This is a genomic window from Rhodococcus sp. 114MFTsu3.1 (assembly GCF_000383555.1).
Taxonomy (GTDB): domain Bacteria; phylum Actinomycetota; class Actinomycetes; order Mycobacteriales; family Mycobacteriaceae; genus Rhodococcoides; species Rhodococcoides fascians_E.
Genome location: NZ_KB911549.1, coordinates 300192 through 313883 on the forward strand (window position 1 = coordinate 300192; position 13692 = coordinate 313883).

Annotated in this window: 16 protein-coding genes; 9 read left to right on the top strand and 7 right to left on the bottom strand. The window is 63.9% G+C overall.

Annotated features, from left to right (window positions below; all coding sequences use genetic code 11):
- Positions 1 to 35 precede the first annotated feature (35 nt).
- On the top strand, positions 36 to 1025 hold the full coding sequence (locus H292_RS0113450; protein WP_019664854.1) for an iron-containing redox enzyme family protein: 990 nt from the start codon (positions 36 to 38) through the stop codon (positions 1023 to 1025).
- A 25-nt stretch (positions 1026 to 1050) separates the two neighbouring features.
- Here the strand turns inward: H292_RS0113450 and H292_RS27140 are convergent, their stop codons facing one another.
- Both H292_RS27140 and H292_RS0113460 read right to left on the bottom strand, forming a co-directional pair.
- Positions 1051 to 1215, bottom strand: a complete 165-nt coding sequence (locus H292_RS27140; RefSeq protein ID WP_019664855.1) for a CDGSH iron-sulfur domain-containing protein — start codon at positions 1213 to 1215, stop codon at positions 1051 to 1053.
- A 25-nt stretch (positions 1216 to 1240) separates the two neighbouring features.
- A complete protein-coding gene (locus H292_RS0113460) occupies positions 1241 to 1939 on the bottom strand; it encodes a HemK2/MTQ2 family protein methyltransferase (RefSeq protein WP_020111747.1) in 699 nt (232 codons plus the stop codon).
- Positions 1940 to 2225: 286 nt separating this feature from the next.
- On the opposite strand from H292_RS0113460, the gene H292_RS0113465 reads away from it, so the two are divergent.
- Positions 2226 to 2906, top strand: coding sequence for a CDP-alcohol phosphatidyltransferase family protein (locus H292_RS0113465; RefSeq protein ID WP_230621120.1), 681 nt, complete (start codon positions 2226 to 2228; stop codon positions 2904 to 2906).
- Here the strand turns inward: H292_RS0113465 and H292_RS0113470 are convergent.
- Complete coding sequence (locus tag H292_RS0113470; RefSeq protein WP_020111749.1) at positions 2824 to 3720, bottom strand: YhjD/YihY/BrkB family envelope integrity protein; 897 nt, start codon at positions 3718 to 3720, stop codon at positions 2824 to 2826. The two genes, H292_RS0113465 and H292_RS0113470, sit on opposite strands and share 83 nt — an antisense overlap.
- A 142-nt stretch (positions 3721 to 3862) precedes the next feature.
- Between H292_RS0113470 and H292_RS0113475 the strand changes: the two genes are divergently transcribed.
- From H292_RS0113475 to H292_RS0113490, 4 genes are all read left to right on the top strand, one after another.
- Positions 3863 to 5047 carry an NAD(P)/FAD-dependent oxidoreductase gene (locus tag H292_RS0113475; RefSeq protein ID WP_019664859.1) on the top strand — a complete coding sequence of 395 codons (1185 nt, stop codon included), beginning with the start codon at positions 3863 to 3865 and terminating at the stop codon, positions 5045 to 5047.
- A 67-nt stretch (positions 5048 to 5114) separates the two neighbouring features.
- Positions 5115 to 5507: an OsmC family protein gene (locus tag H292_RS0113480; RefSeq protein ID WP_020111750.1), complete on the top strand. Its 393-nt coding sequence runs from the start codon at positions 5115 to 5117 to the stop codon at positions 5505 to 5507.
- Positions 5508 to 5638: 131 nt separating this feature from the next.
- Positions 5639 to 6229: a hypothetical protein gene (locus H292_RS0113485; protein ID WP_143545119.1), complete on the top strand. Its 591-nt coding sequence runs from the start codon at positions 5639 to 5641 to the stop codon at positions 6227 to 6229.
- Complete coding sequence (locus tag H292_RS0113490) at positions 6226 to 7431, top strand: PrsW family intramembrane metalloprotease (protein ID WP_020111752.1); 1206 nt, start codon at positions 6226 to 6228, stop codon at positions 7429 to 7431. Before H292_RS0113485 ends, H292_RS0113490 begins: the two co-directional genes overlap by 4 nt.
- Positions 7432 to 7446: 15 nt before the next feature.
- On the opposite strand, the gene H292_RS0113495 is transcribed toward H292_RS0113490, so the two are convergent.
- On the bottom strand, positions 7447 to 8475 hold the full coding sequence (locus H292_RS0113495) for an LLM class flavin-dependent oxidoreductase (protein ID WP_019664862.1): 1029 nt from the start codon (positions 8473 to 8475) through the stop codon (positions 7447 to 7449).
- A gap of 163 nt (positions 8476 to 8638) precedes the next feature.
- Between H292_RS0113495 and H292_RS0113500 the strand changes: the two genes are divergently transcribed.
- Positions 8639 to 9469: an oxidoreductase gene (locus tag H292_RS0113500; protein ID WP_027498807.1), complete on the top strand. Its 831-nt coding sequence runs from the start codon at positions 8639 to 8641 to the stop codon at positions 9467 to 9469.
- A gap of 12 nt (positions 9470 to 9481) precedes the next feature.
- Here the strand turns inward: H292_RS0113500 and H292_RS0113505 are convergent, their stop codons facing one another.
- Positions 9482 to 10444, bottom strand: a complete 963-nt coding sequence (locus tag H292_RS0113505; protein ID WP_019664864.1) for a YihY/virulence factor BrkB family protein — start codon at positions 10442 to 10444, stop codon at positions 9482 to 9484.
- Entirely contained in the window at positions 10444 to 10989 is a 546-nt protein-coding gene (locus H292_RS0113510; protein ID WP_019664865.1) for a CsbD family protein, read from the bottom strand. The genes H292_RS0113505 and H292_RS0113510 overlap by 1 nt, the downstream gene beginning before the upstream one ends.
- Before the next feature lie 312 nt (positions 10990 to 11301).
- Here H292_RS0113510 and H292_RS0113515 point away from each other — a divergent pair, with 312 nt between their 5' ends.
- Both H292_RS0113515 and H292_RS0113520 read left to right on the top strand, forming a co-directional pair.
- Positions 11302 to 12006: a GAF and ANTAR domain-containing protein gene (locus H292_RS0113515; protein WP_231383834.1), complete on the top strand. Its 705-nt coding sequence runs from the start codon at positions 11302 to 11304 to the stop codon at positions 12004 to 12006.
- A 20-nt stretch (positions 12007 to 12026) separates the two neighbouring features.
- On the top strand, positions 12027 to 12362 hold the full coding sequence (locus H292_RS0113520; protein WP_020111755.1) for a DUF1905 domain-containing protein: 336 nt from the start codon (positions 12027 to 12029) through the stop codon (positions 12360 to 12362).
- Here the strand turns inward: H292_RS0113520 and H292_RS0113525 are convergent.
- A complete protein-coding gene (locus H292_RS0113525; RefSeq protein WP_020111756.1) occupies positions 12334 to 13632 on the bottom strand; it encodes a dicarboxylate/amino acid:cation symporter in 1299 nt (432 codons plus the stop codon). The genes H292_RS0113520 and H292_RS0113525 overlap by 29 nt on opposite strands.
- Positions 13633 to 13692: the final 60 nt, after the last annotated feature.

The window sequence follows — 13692 nt, forward strand, 5'->3', positions numbered from 1 at the left end:
CGATTGATCGGCCGCCGCCCGGGTACACGAACCTCATGAGCGCACCAGCGCACGCCGCTGTATCCCCGACCTTGCCCACACCGGACGGCGAAGTGTCCGCGTCCGTTGTCGATTACCTGTCCGGCACGACCACGTCGGTGGCCACCACTTTCGACGTCGATCCCGTCGGCCGGGACGCGCAACTGGCGCTGACCATCTGCTACGAACTCCACTATCGCGGATTCCACGGCATCGACGACGACTTCGAGTGGGACCCTGCAATTCTGGCGTTCCGGCGATCGATCGAAGAGCCGTTCCTGGCGCACGTCCGCGAGTCCGTCGAGGACGGCGTCGACGCGGTTGCCGAGATGGACGCTCTGTCCATCGAACCGAGGAGCGGCAGCGGTCCGTCCTGGTTTCTCAGAGACGAGGGAACGTGGGACCACATGCGCGAATACTTCGCCCATCGGTCGCTCTACCACCTCAAGGAAGCCGATCCGCACGCCTGGGCCATACCTCGGCTGATCGGTCAGGCGAAGGCGTCGTACGTCGCCGTCGAGTTCGACGAATACGGCGGTGGCCGCGGCGATCACGTCCACCAGCAGTTGTGGAGCGCACTGATGGACGCGGCCGATCTCGACTCGTCGTATCTGGGTTATCTCGACCGTGTACCAGCGCAGACCCTGGTCTGGGTGAACTTGATGTCGTTGTTCGGCCTGCATCGGAGCTTGCGCGGAGCGACGGTGGGCCACTTGGCCGCAACGGAGATCACGTCCTCGCCGGGTTCCCGACGGTTCGTCGACGGTCTGCGCAGGCTCGGGGCTCCCGAAGCGTGCGTGGCCTTCTACGCCGAACACGTCGAAGCCGACGCGGTTCACGAGCAGGTCTTGCGTCATGATGTCGTCGGGGATCTTCTGCGCCGGGAGCCCGAACTGGAACGTGACGTGGTGTTCGGGATGCGCGCTCTGTCCTACGTCGAGGATGCCCTCGCCGACCACATCATGGGTGCGTGGCAGAAGGGCAAGTCGTCATTGATGCACCAGTGACGCGATGCAACGGTGACGCCTCGAGTCATGCGGGCCGTTGCTTGCGTCGGTGGCTCGTGTCGCACAGCGGGTAGGTCTTGCTGCGCTTGCACGTACAGATCGCGACCGCGAACCGGTCGGACGTCGTGTGGGTTCCGTCATCTGTTTCGATGTCCACGGGACCCGACACGATGATCGGTCCGTTGGCCACGACCCGGATCGATGTTCGCGCGCGGTCACCGCTTGTCGGCACGGATGACCACCAATCGTTCCGTCCGTTGACCGGTGCGCGCGATACCCACGTTCTCGAGCCACTCGGCGCGCGACGACATGACCGGACCGTAGCCGATCGTGCGCGAATCGACGATCGCCGCGGACATACCTCGCGCCGCCAGCATCGATACCGTGAGCTGCGGATCCGCGAACTCGGACTGGACCGCCAGCAGCGTGCCACCCGTAGACAACATGTCGAATACGTTGTTGCACAAGGTATCGAGCACGAGACGGCCGGTAGGGCCCGCGTCCCAGGCCCGGGCCGGGCCGAGCTCGACGGGCACGTTGTCCGACGGTACGTACGGCGGATTGCACACCACCACGTCGAACGGCCCTGTTCGTCGAGCATCGTCGAACGACCCCAGCCGCACGTCCACGTTCAACCCGGCATTGCGGGCGTTCTTCTGGGCACACGTCGCTGCGACGGGATCGATGTCGAACGCGTGCACGCCTCGAGCCCCCGACCGTGCGGCATGAACCGCGAGCACCCCCGAGCCGGTACACATGTCCACGACCCGAGCACCCACGGCAATTCCCGACGCAGTGAGGGCCTCGGCCAGCAGCCACGAATCCTCTTGCGGTCGATACACACCCGGATCGACCGCCACGTCGAAGAACTTCTGCATCTCGTGACCGGCACGGACTGCCGTCGTGTTCGCCATAGGGTAGGTATGCCGCCTGGCGAAAGACCCAAACCTCGAGGATCCGCGCCACCCGAACCATGGGTCGTTCTCGCTCTCGGCTGACGTTTGAGTTGTCCGGTTCGGGGAATCCGTCCCGAAGCAGCGAGGGTCTTCGGTTGAGCGTGCAGCCGACAACTCTTCATTTTCCAGTCGAAATTTTCGTCCTGCCGACGCCGGTCGCGCCCGGAGCACATCTCTCCTGCCGTGATTCGCCTCCGTCGCGGCTTGCGCAGGCGTCGGGACGCGAGAACAGGTGATTGCCGTGATGGATCGTGACCGATACCGAGCGGAGTGGTCGACGCTGCACGGGGGTCTCGACGCGTCGTCTTCGCGTTTGATCGACGGCTGGCTCGGGATCATGTACCTCTGCGCTGCCCCCTTCGTTCGACGGCGTGTCTCCCCGACGACCGTGACGGTCTTGGCGCTGGTGTGTGCGGCGATCGCGGTGGCGGCGAGTGCATTCGGTCGCTGGGGCGTACTGGCGGCAATGGTGCTGATTCTGGCGTCGACCCTGCTGGACGGCGTGGACGGTGCGGTGGCCGTCATGTCCGACCGCGCATCCGCGTGGGGGTCGGTCCTCGATTCCACCGCTGATCGCGTCAGCGATCTGTGTTTCTATGCGTGCGCCGCCGTAGTGGGTGTGCCGCTGCCGCTGATCGCGACGATGGCAGCCTCCACGCTCGTCCACGAATCCGTTCGCGCCCGAGCGGCCGCAGTCGGCATGCCGGAGGCGGGCGTGCTCACCGTGTGGGAACGACCGTCTCGCGCTGTCACCGTGTTGCTGATACTCGGCGCGAACATGATCTTCCCGGAGCAGACCTGGACTTCCGCGGCAGGTGGAGCCGTCGGAGCCGGATTGGCGCTCATCGGGTTGTTTCAACTCCTGGTGGTGGTGCATCGTCGGCTCGCGGCCCCTGCGCAACAACCTGCGCGGTCGCCTGGGTGAACGTCCAGCCCGTGATGAGCAGGACATGGAGCACCCACATCCACAGACCGATCGCGATCGCGGCTCCCACAGTGGTCAGGCCTCCGAACGGGGCGCCGAGCGACACCGGAATCGCCAGAAACAGAACGAAGCCCTGAACGAAGCCTGCGATGAACGACGCTGTGACCGCGGCACACCACCAGACGACGGTAAACGGAATGTCCTCTGCCGCAACTATCGAATACGCACCCGCGACCAGGACACCGAGCACGAGCCACACGACGACGAAGCCCAACCACACGCGCAGCAACAAGGCCGCTACTCCCCCGCCCGTCGTCGCATCGGCGAGCCATTCTGCCGACGCCAGCACTCCCAGGAGCAGAAGCGGCGCGACCACTGCCACCGGCACCAGGGCAAGCCGGCCTCGCCAACCGTCGAAGGATGTGGGGCGAGGTCGCCTCCGCGAGGTCAGCGCTCGGCGCAGGCCCTCGCCGTAGAACGTGGCAGGGAAGATCGCCAGTACACAGTGCAGCAGACTCAACTCGGCTCCCGCCGAAACCAGCTGCAGCACAACGCTCCGCGCCCCGAGCGCGTCGGGTAGCAACGATGCGACGTCGTCGCCTCTCGCTTCGACCCACGACGCCGACGTGACCAGAGCACAAGCTCGCAAGGACAACAGCAGCAAGGGCACCACCGCGATGGCACCGTAGAACGTCAGTGTGGCGGCCAGAGCGCTCGAGTCTCGTGTAGCCGAAATTTCCTTGTATCGCGCGACCGTCGCCGACGCTCGTCGCCTGACGGATCCGAGGTTCCGAGTGCTGGGCAGTATGTTCATGATCTGTTGCCAATTCCCCGCGAGCCCGGTGATCAACCCCAGCGCTGGTTTTCGCGCGACCTACCTGGGTATGCCTCGCACAATGACATTCGACGGTACTCCCGCACCCACTGCCTTTTCTGCGCCTCGACATGGGCCGGAGGTGACCGACACCGTCGATGTTCTGATCATCGGAGGCGGCAATGCCGGCGTCAGCACCGCCGCTCGTCTGCTGCGAGAACACGTGACCGACAGCGTTGCCATCATCGAGCCACAACAAGTGCACACGTACCGGCCGATGCTGTCCTACGTCGGATCAGGCCAGGCTCGCCTGGCCGATGCGCAGAAGACGCAGCGGTCGGTAACTCCCGACGGGTGCAGGTGGATCGAGGACTCGGTGGTCTCGATCGATGCGGAGTCCAGAACGGTGCGCGCCGGTTCGGGCCGCGAGTACAAGTACACCGACCTGATCATCGCGGCTGGTCTCGTGCCGGATCTGGATGAGCTTCCCAACGTGTTCGATGCCCTCGAGACTCCCGCTGTCGCCAGCAACTATCTCGACCGCGCGGAGAAGACCGCGGCGCTCGTCGACTCGATTGCTCTGCCCGGGCACGCTGTGTTCACGCTGCCACGACCACCGGTCAGTTGCAGCGGCACCACACTGAAGCCGCTGTTTCTTGCCGCGTCGCAGTGGCAACGAGACGGCCGCCTGCCGAGGATCGACATCACACTCGTCGTCGACCGCTCGTATCTGGTCGGTGTTCCTGCCTTGGACGACATCCTGCGCCGCAGGCTCGACGAACTGGGTGTGCGAGTTCTGTTCGACACCAGCATTTCCGGAATCGAGGCGGACCACCAGCGCCTGCACGTTCACGGCGGCGGTAGCCAGAACCGCATCGACTACGACTTCCTTCACCTCGTCCCGCGGTTTCGTGGGCCGAGCTGGCTGGCGGACCTCGCCGACGACACACCTGCCCACCTCGTCGACATCGACCCGATGACCTTCAGGCACGTTCGCCACGACTCCGTGTGGTCACTAGGTGACATCGCCGCAACCGGCACCGACCCGTCGGGAGGCGCCCTCCGCAAGCAAGCTGCGACTCTCGTCGACAACATCGCGGCTGCCCGGCGGTCGCAGCCGTTGGCCTCGTACGACGGTTACACCGTTGCACCTGTGGCGGTCGATTCGCATACCCTGATCGCGGGGGAATTCGACCGAGATTTCGTGGTCTCGTCCTCACTTCCGAGTTTCCTCGATCCGCTCAAACCGCGTAGGTCGGCATTTCTTTTCGACCGCTACGCCTTGCCGCAGGCCTACTGGCGCAGGATTCTCCGCGGACGTCTGTGACGCCGGTGCTGAACAGTCGTACGAGCCGCACGGTTTGGACGACCATGTTTGTGGACACCCACACCACATGACCGCTGAGCTCTACACCGCCCTGGTAACCGCGACGGAAGCAGGAGTGACGTCCGACGACGGATTCCTGTCACTCGACGTCCACGAGCCCGAAAAGCTCGGCGGGCCAGGAGAAACCACCAATCCCGAACAGTTGATGGCCGCAGCCTTGGCCAGCTGCCTCGTCCAATCGCTGCGCATCGCCGTCGGTACGGTCGAAGGAAGCATGGACTCCGTCGCCGTCGAAGGCAAAGTTGTTCTCACCGACTCCGACGGTTCCGGCTACGACGCCAGATTCTCACTGAAGGTCCAGCTACCCGACGTCGAGGATCCCGATGCCGTACTTGCACAAGCTGTCTCGATCTGTCCGTTCTTGAAGGTCATCGAGTCCGTCGATGTGAGTCTGGGCTGATTCTCGCTCGACCATCCCGACACGTCGTCGGGTAGCCCCCTGCCTCTGCGGACTTTGTGGGAAAGTATTCCCACCGACGACCGCGAGGGGAACCCGTGACACAGACTCATCCCGGACTGCACCGTCAACGGGTGCCAGCCGAGCACCGTGTGCTCGGTCTCGACCGAAGAACGCTCGCGCCAGCGCTTTTGGTCATCGCGGTCTTTCTCGTTCTTACCGTCGCTGTACCGCGCGTCGATGCGGCCATCGGCTGGAACGATCCCGTGCGCGCCGGTCAACAACTAGCGCTCACGGACACGATTGCCTTCACGCCGAGGACAGGCTGGGAGGTCGAGACCGGGTTTCGTGTGGGCGAAAAAGACCGGAGATCCGGCGACGCCACCGTATCAGGGGACGGCGTCACGTTTCAGGTGACGGCGGACTCCTTCGACGGGACACCGGACGATTTGGTGGACCAGGTGGAAAAGGTCACCTCGCGCACCACCGACCCGTCGTTCCGCGTCGACGGAGACCGGGCCACTCTGACCACAGCAGCCGGGCAGACCGGTGTCGTGCAGGCCTACAGCAGCGTCCGCGGAGACGGACTGGTCGCGGCGTTCGTTGTCGACGGCACCGGCCTGAAGATCACGACGTACGGTCCGCCCACTCAGATGACCGCGGCGGCAACCGATATCAAGGACATGATCTCCAGCATCCAGACCGTCGACGGGAGCAACCGATGAGTGACGCCGTGACAGACACCGCGTCGTCCGAGGCCGAGCACCGTCGGCAGGAGGCGCTCGAGGTCTCCGGGTGGGGTGAACGATTCGAATTCGTACAACCCCACAACCTGTCGTTCTGGGTGTACATCGCGCTCACTGCAGTCGGAGCGTTTCAGGCTTGGGCGTTCTTCGCACCGGGAGCCGGGTTCTACGCCGAGGGATTCGCCGTGTCCGCGGTGCTGTGCACTCTGTGCGGACTCGCGTGGTTCGCGTGGTTCCGTCACATCGACCGGTGGGAACGGCAGCCAGGCCGACTGGTCGCGGCAGCACTGCTGTGGGGCGCAATCCCCGCCACCTTCGCGTTCGCGATGACGGTCAACACTGCGATGCTCAGCATCTACCCGAAGCTGTTCGGCCAAGCATGGAGCGCGAATTGGGCTGCAGGCGCGACTGCACCGATCACCGAGGAAGCGGCCAAGCTCTGCGGATTCATCCTGCTGATGAGCCTTGCCCCGCGGCTGATCCGAACGGCCAACGACGGTCTCATTCTGGGCGCCTTCATCGGACTCGGATTCGCAATGTTCGAGGACTTCCTCTACGCAGCCAACGCCACTGCCCGGACGTTCGGAACCGACCCGGTCGGAAATGCCGTCCACATGTCGCTCACGCGGATTGCCGTCAGTTTCGTCTCGCACCCTCTCTTCAGTGCGCTGGTGTGCGCAGGCGCGGTGTACCTCATCGGGACGAAAGCACAACCACGCAAGATCGGGCGTGGTCTCGCCTTCGTTGCGGCGGGGGTGTTCCTGCACTTCACCTGGGACGACGCCACCGGGCTCGGCGGAGGTAATCCGCTTCTGTTGTTCGGCGTCATGTTCGCGTCCGTCGTCATCGCATTCACGGTGCTGACGATCGCGTTCCGCCGAGCAGCACCACGCGAGTACCAATTCGTCCGCGACATTCTGGCTCCCGAGGTCGATGCAGGATTCCTCACCGACGCCGAGGTGGACGGCGTTCTGGACAGAAAGGCCAGAAAGGCATTCCGCGCGTCGTCGCCCGATCGACGGGCCCGGAAAGCGCGTAAGCATCTTCGACGCGCAATCCTGGACCTCGCACACGACATCGCGAGCGCCAAGGGCGCGGACACCGAAGCGGTGCGGCACTCGCGTGCCGAGGTCGAACGTCTTCGCGCCGAGGACGGCATCGGGCAGCCACTCGGCAGTTAGGTGATCGGCGGCGGATTACGCCTTCGCCACGAGCGGTGCGACCTCGGTCCCCAGTAGTTCGATTCCTCGGAGCAGATCTCCGTGCGCGAGGCGAGGATTCGTCATCTGCAACGACAACCGATCGACACCGCCCAGCTGCTCACCCACGCGCAGGATCTTGTCTGCGACGGTCTTCGGGTCTCCCATGAAGAAGGCTCCGTTGGGGCCAGACGTCGCGTCGAACTGTTCCCGAGTGGGGCGTGCGAAGCCGCGCTCGCGTGAGACCTTGGTGAACATCTCGTGCCAGCCGGGGTAAATGGTGTCCGCTGCCGCTTGCGTCGACTCGGCCACGAAACCGAACACATGTAGTCCGACCTGCAGCTTTTCGGGTGCGTGCCCGGCCTCCGCGCCTGCACGTCGATAGAGATCGACGAGCGGCGCGAACTGTCGGGGTTCGCCGCCGATGATCGCGATCATCAGGGGAAGACCCAACAACCCGGCTCGAACGAAGGACTCGGGAGTTCCTCCGACGCCGACCCAGATCGGCAGCGGATCCTGTACCGGCCGGGGGAAGATGCTCTGCCTGTTCAGAGCCGGTCGGTGACGCCCGGACCACGTGACTTCCACGTTCTCGCGGATCTCGAGCAGCAGTTCGAGCTTCTCGGCGAAGAGCGAGTCGTAGTCGCGTAGATCCAGGCCGAACAGCGGGAAGGATTCGGTGAACGATCCGCGGCCGACGACCAGGTCGATCCGCCCCTTCGAAATGAGGTCGAGAGTGGCGAATTCCTGGAACACGCGTACTGGATCGTCCGCGCTGAGCACTTTCACTGCACTGCCGAGCCGGATGCGTTCCGTGCGAGCAGCCGCGGCCGCCAGGATGATCGACGGCGCCGAATCGTAGTACTCGCTCCGATGGTGCTCGCCGATGCCGAACGAATACAACCCGACCCGGTCCGCGAGGGCGATCTCCTCCAGCAGATGGCCCATTCGCTCGGACGGGCCGATCACGCGTTCATCGGTCGGGTCCGTCACGGAGGAGACGAAGCTGTCTACGCCCAGGTGCATTGTTCGACCTCTCGATTCGGGGCGGACAGGCCCACCCGTGTCGATTGTAGATTCAACCATCATCGCCGACGGTCCCTGTCGGCCCCTCACCGGTTGCCCTAGCCTTGACGTGATCGTCTCACTGTCCGCACACCCACACCTTCAAGCCGACAAGGGAGCACCCATGACAACGTGGCTCATCACCGGATGCTCGACGGGCCTCGGAAGGCATCTGGCCGAGACAGCATTGGCACGTGGTCATCAGGTGGTGGTGACCGCGCGCGACGTATCGAAGGTCGCCGACATCGCTGCCCGCTACCCCGACACCTCACTCGCGATCGCTCTGGACGTCACCGACGACACTCAGGTCTCTGCTGCCGTCGACGCCGCTACCGAGAGGTTCGGTGCAGTCGACGTACTCGTCAACAATGCGGGCTACGGATATCGCTCCGCGGTCGAAGAGGGCGAGGACGGTCCGGTCCGCCGGTTGTTCGACACCCATGTCTTCGGTACCGTGCGCACGATCAAGGCCGTTCTGCCGGGAATGCGCGCCCGTCGCTCCGGAACGATCGTCAACATCTCGTCGATCGGAGCGCGCCTTTCACCCGCCGGGTCCGGGTATTACGCCGCGGTCAAAGCCGCCATCGAGGCGCTCACACTGTCGCTTCGTCGAGAGGTCGCCCCCCTGGGCATCCGCGCCCTCACGGTCGAACCCGGCGCGTTTCGCACGGACTTCGCGGGCAGATCCCTGACCCAGTCCGCCTCCCCCATCGCCGAGTACGCAGCCACGGCCGGTGCGCGCCGGATCGAGAACGACACAGCGCACGGCAACCAGCCAGGTGACCCGGTCAAGGCAGCACAAGCTGTCGTCGACGCAGTCGAATCCGAAGATCCCCCGTTCCTGCTGCTCCTCGGCAACGACGCGGTCGACGGATTCACCGGTGCGCTCGACGCCCTGCGCGCCGACGCCGAGTCGTGGGAATCCGTTTCACGAAGCACAGATTTCGACTTCTGAACTGCACGCGATTCAGTCGTTCTGCGGGTTGTCTTCGTAGGTGACGGTGATTTCCTGGAACCCTTTGTTGCGTTGAGCTTCCGCTTGCCCGGTGTACGAGTTCTTGTCGCCCTCGGTGAGTTCGACATTGTCGGTGAACGGTGTCAGCAGCGCGCGCGGATGAAGGTGGTCTACTCGAACTGCGTTGATCTCGATACAGATCACGATCAGAACCGACGCCACGTACAGAAAACCCAACAGCCCCAGCACGATTGCGAACACACCGTTGCTTGTGCTGACGTTGCCGACGACGTAGCGGATGTAGATACCGCCGAAGGATTGCAGAGCCTGCCAGATCACCGCGGCTGCAACGGCTCCGGGCAGCACGTCGCGGACACTCAATGGCCGCGCGGTTCCGATACGGAACGCGGCAGCGAACACCGCACTGTTGAGCGCGATCGCGCCCAGGATCGCCGACACACCACCGGCGAAGCCGAACAGGCCGGACGACGCGACGACGTTCAGCACGGTCAAACCGATGATCGCGCTGCCGACGGTGCTGAGCAGCAGCAGCCCGCGCACTCGGGCGCGAATCGGGTCCGGCTGGTTGTTGCGCGGGACGGACCACGCAGTGTTCAACGCGTGTTGCACCGCCAGTGACACCCCGAGACCGCCGTACAACGAGCCGGCCACACCGATCACGATTGCCGTGACGCCGCCACTGAGCCGGTCGGGCTCGCCGAGCTGGTCTCCGATGACCGGGATCTGACTCATCGCCGAGTCGAGGATGCGTTCCTGCAGATCGGGATTGCCCGCCAGCACGATGCCGAGCAGGGTGGTGAACAGCAGCAGCAGCGGGAACAGCGACAGAAACGCGTAGTAGGCGATCAATGCCGCCAGGTATCCGCCGCGGTCGTCGAGGAATTTGTAGACGACCGCGAGCGGGAACCCTGCTGCCGGGTGCTTGCGCTGGAACCCGTCGATGCGAGAGACCATCAGCGGTCGAAGAGGGACTTCGATTCGATGCTCCGCGCCAGTGCCCGCACTGCGCGAGTCGGCGCGGCCTTCAGCTGACGCTGACGACGGTTTCTCCTGGCAATGACGAACGCGATCGTCCCGGCGCCGATCACAGCGGCGACGACGGCCACGGTTCGAGGAGATGTCGCCGTGTCCACGACGCTGTCGACGTCGACCTCGCGGACCTTGGATGCTGCATTGTCGGCCAAGTCCGTGACCGACGCCTTGGCGTCGGCTGCGGTCGATGCCGCGGTGTCGGCGAGCGAGGAGGCTGCTTTGGTTGCCGAATCGGCCGCGTCGGATACGACGTCTGCTGCCTTGTCAGCGACCTCCGACGCCTTGTCGCCCAGTTCCTCGGCGCCGTCGGACACGGTGTCGGCGAGTTGATGGGCATTGCCCTTGGCCTTCTGCGCCGCCCCGCTACCGCGGAGTTCGTCGTCGCCGGTGGCGTTGCCGATGCGCTCCTTCGCATCACCGGCGAGTTCGTCGGCCTTGTGTTGCGCTTTGTCGATGAAGTCGGACATCAGGTTCCTCCATGTCGTTCGCGACGTCGCACAGCGTGTACGGCGTTCGAGGGTCGATCGGCCGGTGGGAACCGGCAGCTTTAAGTCGGTTCGAACGAAGAAAAACAAACGCGAAGAAGTAAGTGATCTGCGCCACACTACCTGCGAGCGATCCATGAAGCTCTCGGCCGCGAATTGATTGAAGAAAAAAGGTCCGACCAGTGTGTTTTGTACGCGACGCCACACGTTTGCCTCGGCACGACCCGTGCCAGAATCAGCTCCTCGATTCGACCTCCGATGTCGAATCCGAACAAGTACGGAAGTAGGTCGTCTGTGGGCGCGAAGTCGATAGTCGAAAGCTGGTCCGACATCAGACGGCCGAACAGCGGGTCCGACACCGATCGGACCTGCCAGAACATCGTCGACCTGGCCGTGGCGACCGTGGGATGCACGGGTGCGTCGATCACTGCGATGACCGACCGTGCCCGACCCATCATCGTCGCCGCGACCGATCCAGCGGTGATGCGCACAGCTCTGGAGGTCGCGTCGATCACCGGGTACTCGGCGACCGAGGCGGTCATCGACGGCCGAAGAGCCGTCGTGGTCGACGACATGGCCACCGAATTAGACCGTCCGGAGTATTCCCAGGAGATCTTGGCTCGTACCGGGGTGCGCTCGACAGCGAGCTTCCTACTGCTTCTCGACGACGTCGAGCTGGGGGTGATGACGTTCTACTCGACGGAACCACGCACGTTCACACACGACGTCCTGGATCGGTGTGCACGTTTCGCTGACCAGTCGGCCCTTCGGTTGGCATACGCCGGTGCACGGGAGCGGGCAGACCACCTGGCCTCCGCGCTTGTTCGTAGCCGTGAGATCGGCATCGCGATCGGAGTCGTCATGGCCACGGCCAAGGTGGATCGCGACGCTGCTTTCGACATGCTTCGTCGGGAGTCGTCGCTCACCAATCGCAAGCTGCACGAGATCGCGTCCGAGACCGCAAGAACAGGAGAAGTGCCGGGACTCCGCGTGCCGTGAACCGGTCGTACACTTCGGCCATGGACTGGGTCTTCGACGCCGAGGTGTTCCAGTGGCGCGGTCCCGCGCCGTTCTACTTCGCGGCCACTCCCGCGCACGTCGACGACTTTCTGCACGCTCACCTCGGTGAGCTGACCTACGGATGGGGCGTCATCCCCGCTCGGGTGAAGATCGGTGACACCGAAATCGAGACTTCTCTGATCCCGAAGGACGGTGCATACCTGGTGCCGTTGAAGGTCGCGCTACGCCGCCCCGAGGACATCGACGACGGTGACCACGTGGAAATTCACCTGTCCGTGGGGCGCTGTGAGCAACAGATCCCGGTGCTCAGTCGGCCTGATCCGCTCGTGCCATGACGCCCTGGTAGTCGTCCAGATCTATTTCCTCCGCGATCACGGTCTTGGTCCCGTTGTAGACGTCGCGGTCGATCTCGTCGTCGGCGTTGGCAACGAGCATCGCCACGAACGTGTCACCGTTGACATTGAGGAAGGTACGGAAGATTCCGGCGAACCAATCGACTGCGATCAGCAGCCCGACGGCTTCGAACGGCAGGCCGAGCGAGGTGGCCAGGAACATCGCGACGACGGGAAATCCGCCCGGAACGGTGATGGTGCCCATGTTGAGGAGGATCGCCAATCCCATACCGAGGGCGATCTGTCCGATGCTCAGGTCGATGTTTCCGGCTTGCGCGAGGAACATCACCACGATCATGTAGTTCAGGACCGCGCCGTAGGAACCCATCGTCAGGCCGATGGACAGCGTGAAGTTGGCGACCTTCTGACTTACTCCCACCTTTTCGACAGTGTTCTTGAGCACCGTCGGGAAGGTGACGGCCGAACTCGTCGTCGTCACTGCGACGATGGTCTGCTCGGTGAGCTTGTTCGGCAGCTTCCATGGGCTGAGACGAGTTCGTGCTGCCACGACAGCGACGAACAGCGCGAACAGGACGATGACGCCGATGAGTGTCGTGCCCAGATACTTCAGCGCCGTCGAGACCACCGAGAAGCCGACGTCTCCTGCGAGAGCTGCCAGTAGACAGAACACGCCGATGGGGGCGATCACCATGACGAGACGGATCATCGTGAGGACGATCTGTTGAATCTGATCGAACAGCCTCAGGACGCCGGTGTCGCCGGTCTTGTTCACGTGGATGCGCAGTGCGATTCCGAACAGCAGCGAGAAGACGATGATCGGCACCATCGTCGCGGTGGACATCGCGTCGAACACGTTGGTGGACACGAAGTTCAGCAGCGTGTCCTGCCATCCGAGTGCTTCCCCCGCCGATTCCTCCAGGCTCGGGTCCAACTCTTGCGTGAACACCATTCCCGACCCCGGCCGCACGAGACTGCTGAGCACCCAAGCCAAGACAGCCGCAACGAACGAGAACCCGATCATCCACTTGAACGTTCGGAACGCGATCTTTCCGGTACCGGTGCCCGACATGGATCCGGTGGCGACGATGACCGATGCCATCACCAACGGAACGATGGACATCTGGATCAGACGGATGAACAGGTCTCCGATGAACTTCAGGTTCGCTGCCCACTCACCGACGAGCAGACCGAAGACAATGCCGCCGATCGCAGCGAGACCGATCTGTGCAGCGGGATGCCTCAAAGACTTCATGCCTCAAACTAAGACGAGCCCGCTACCGGGCCGTGACCGTCGTATTGCACTCGCATTACG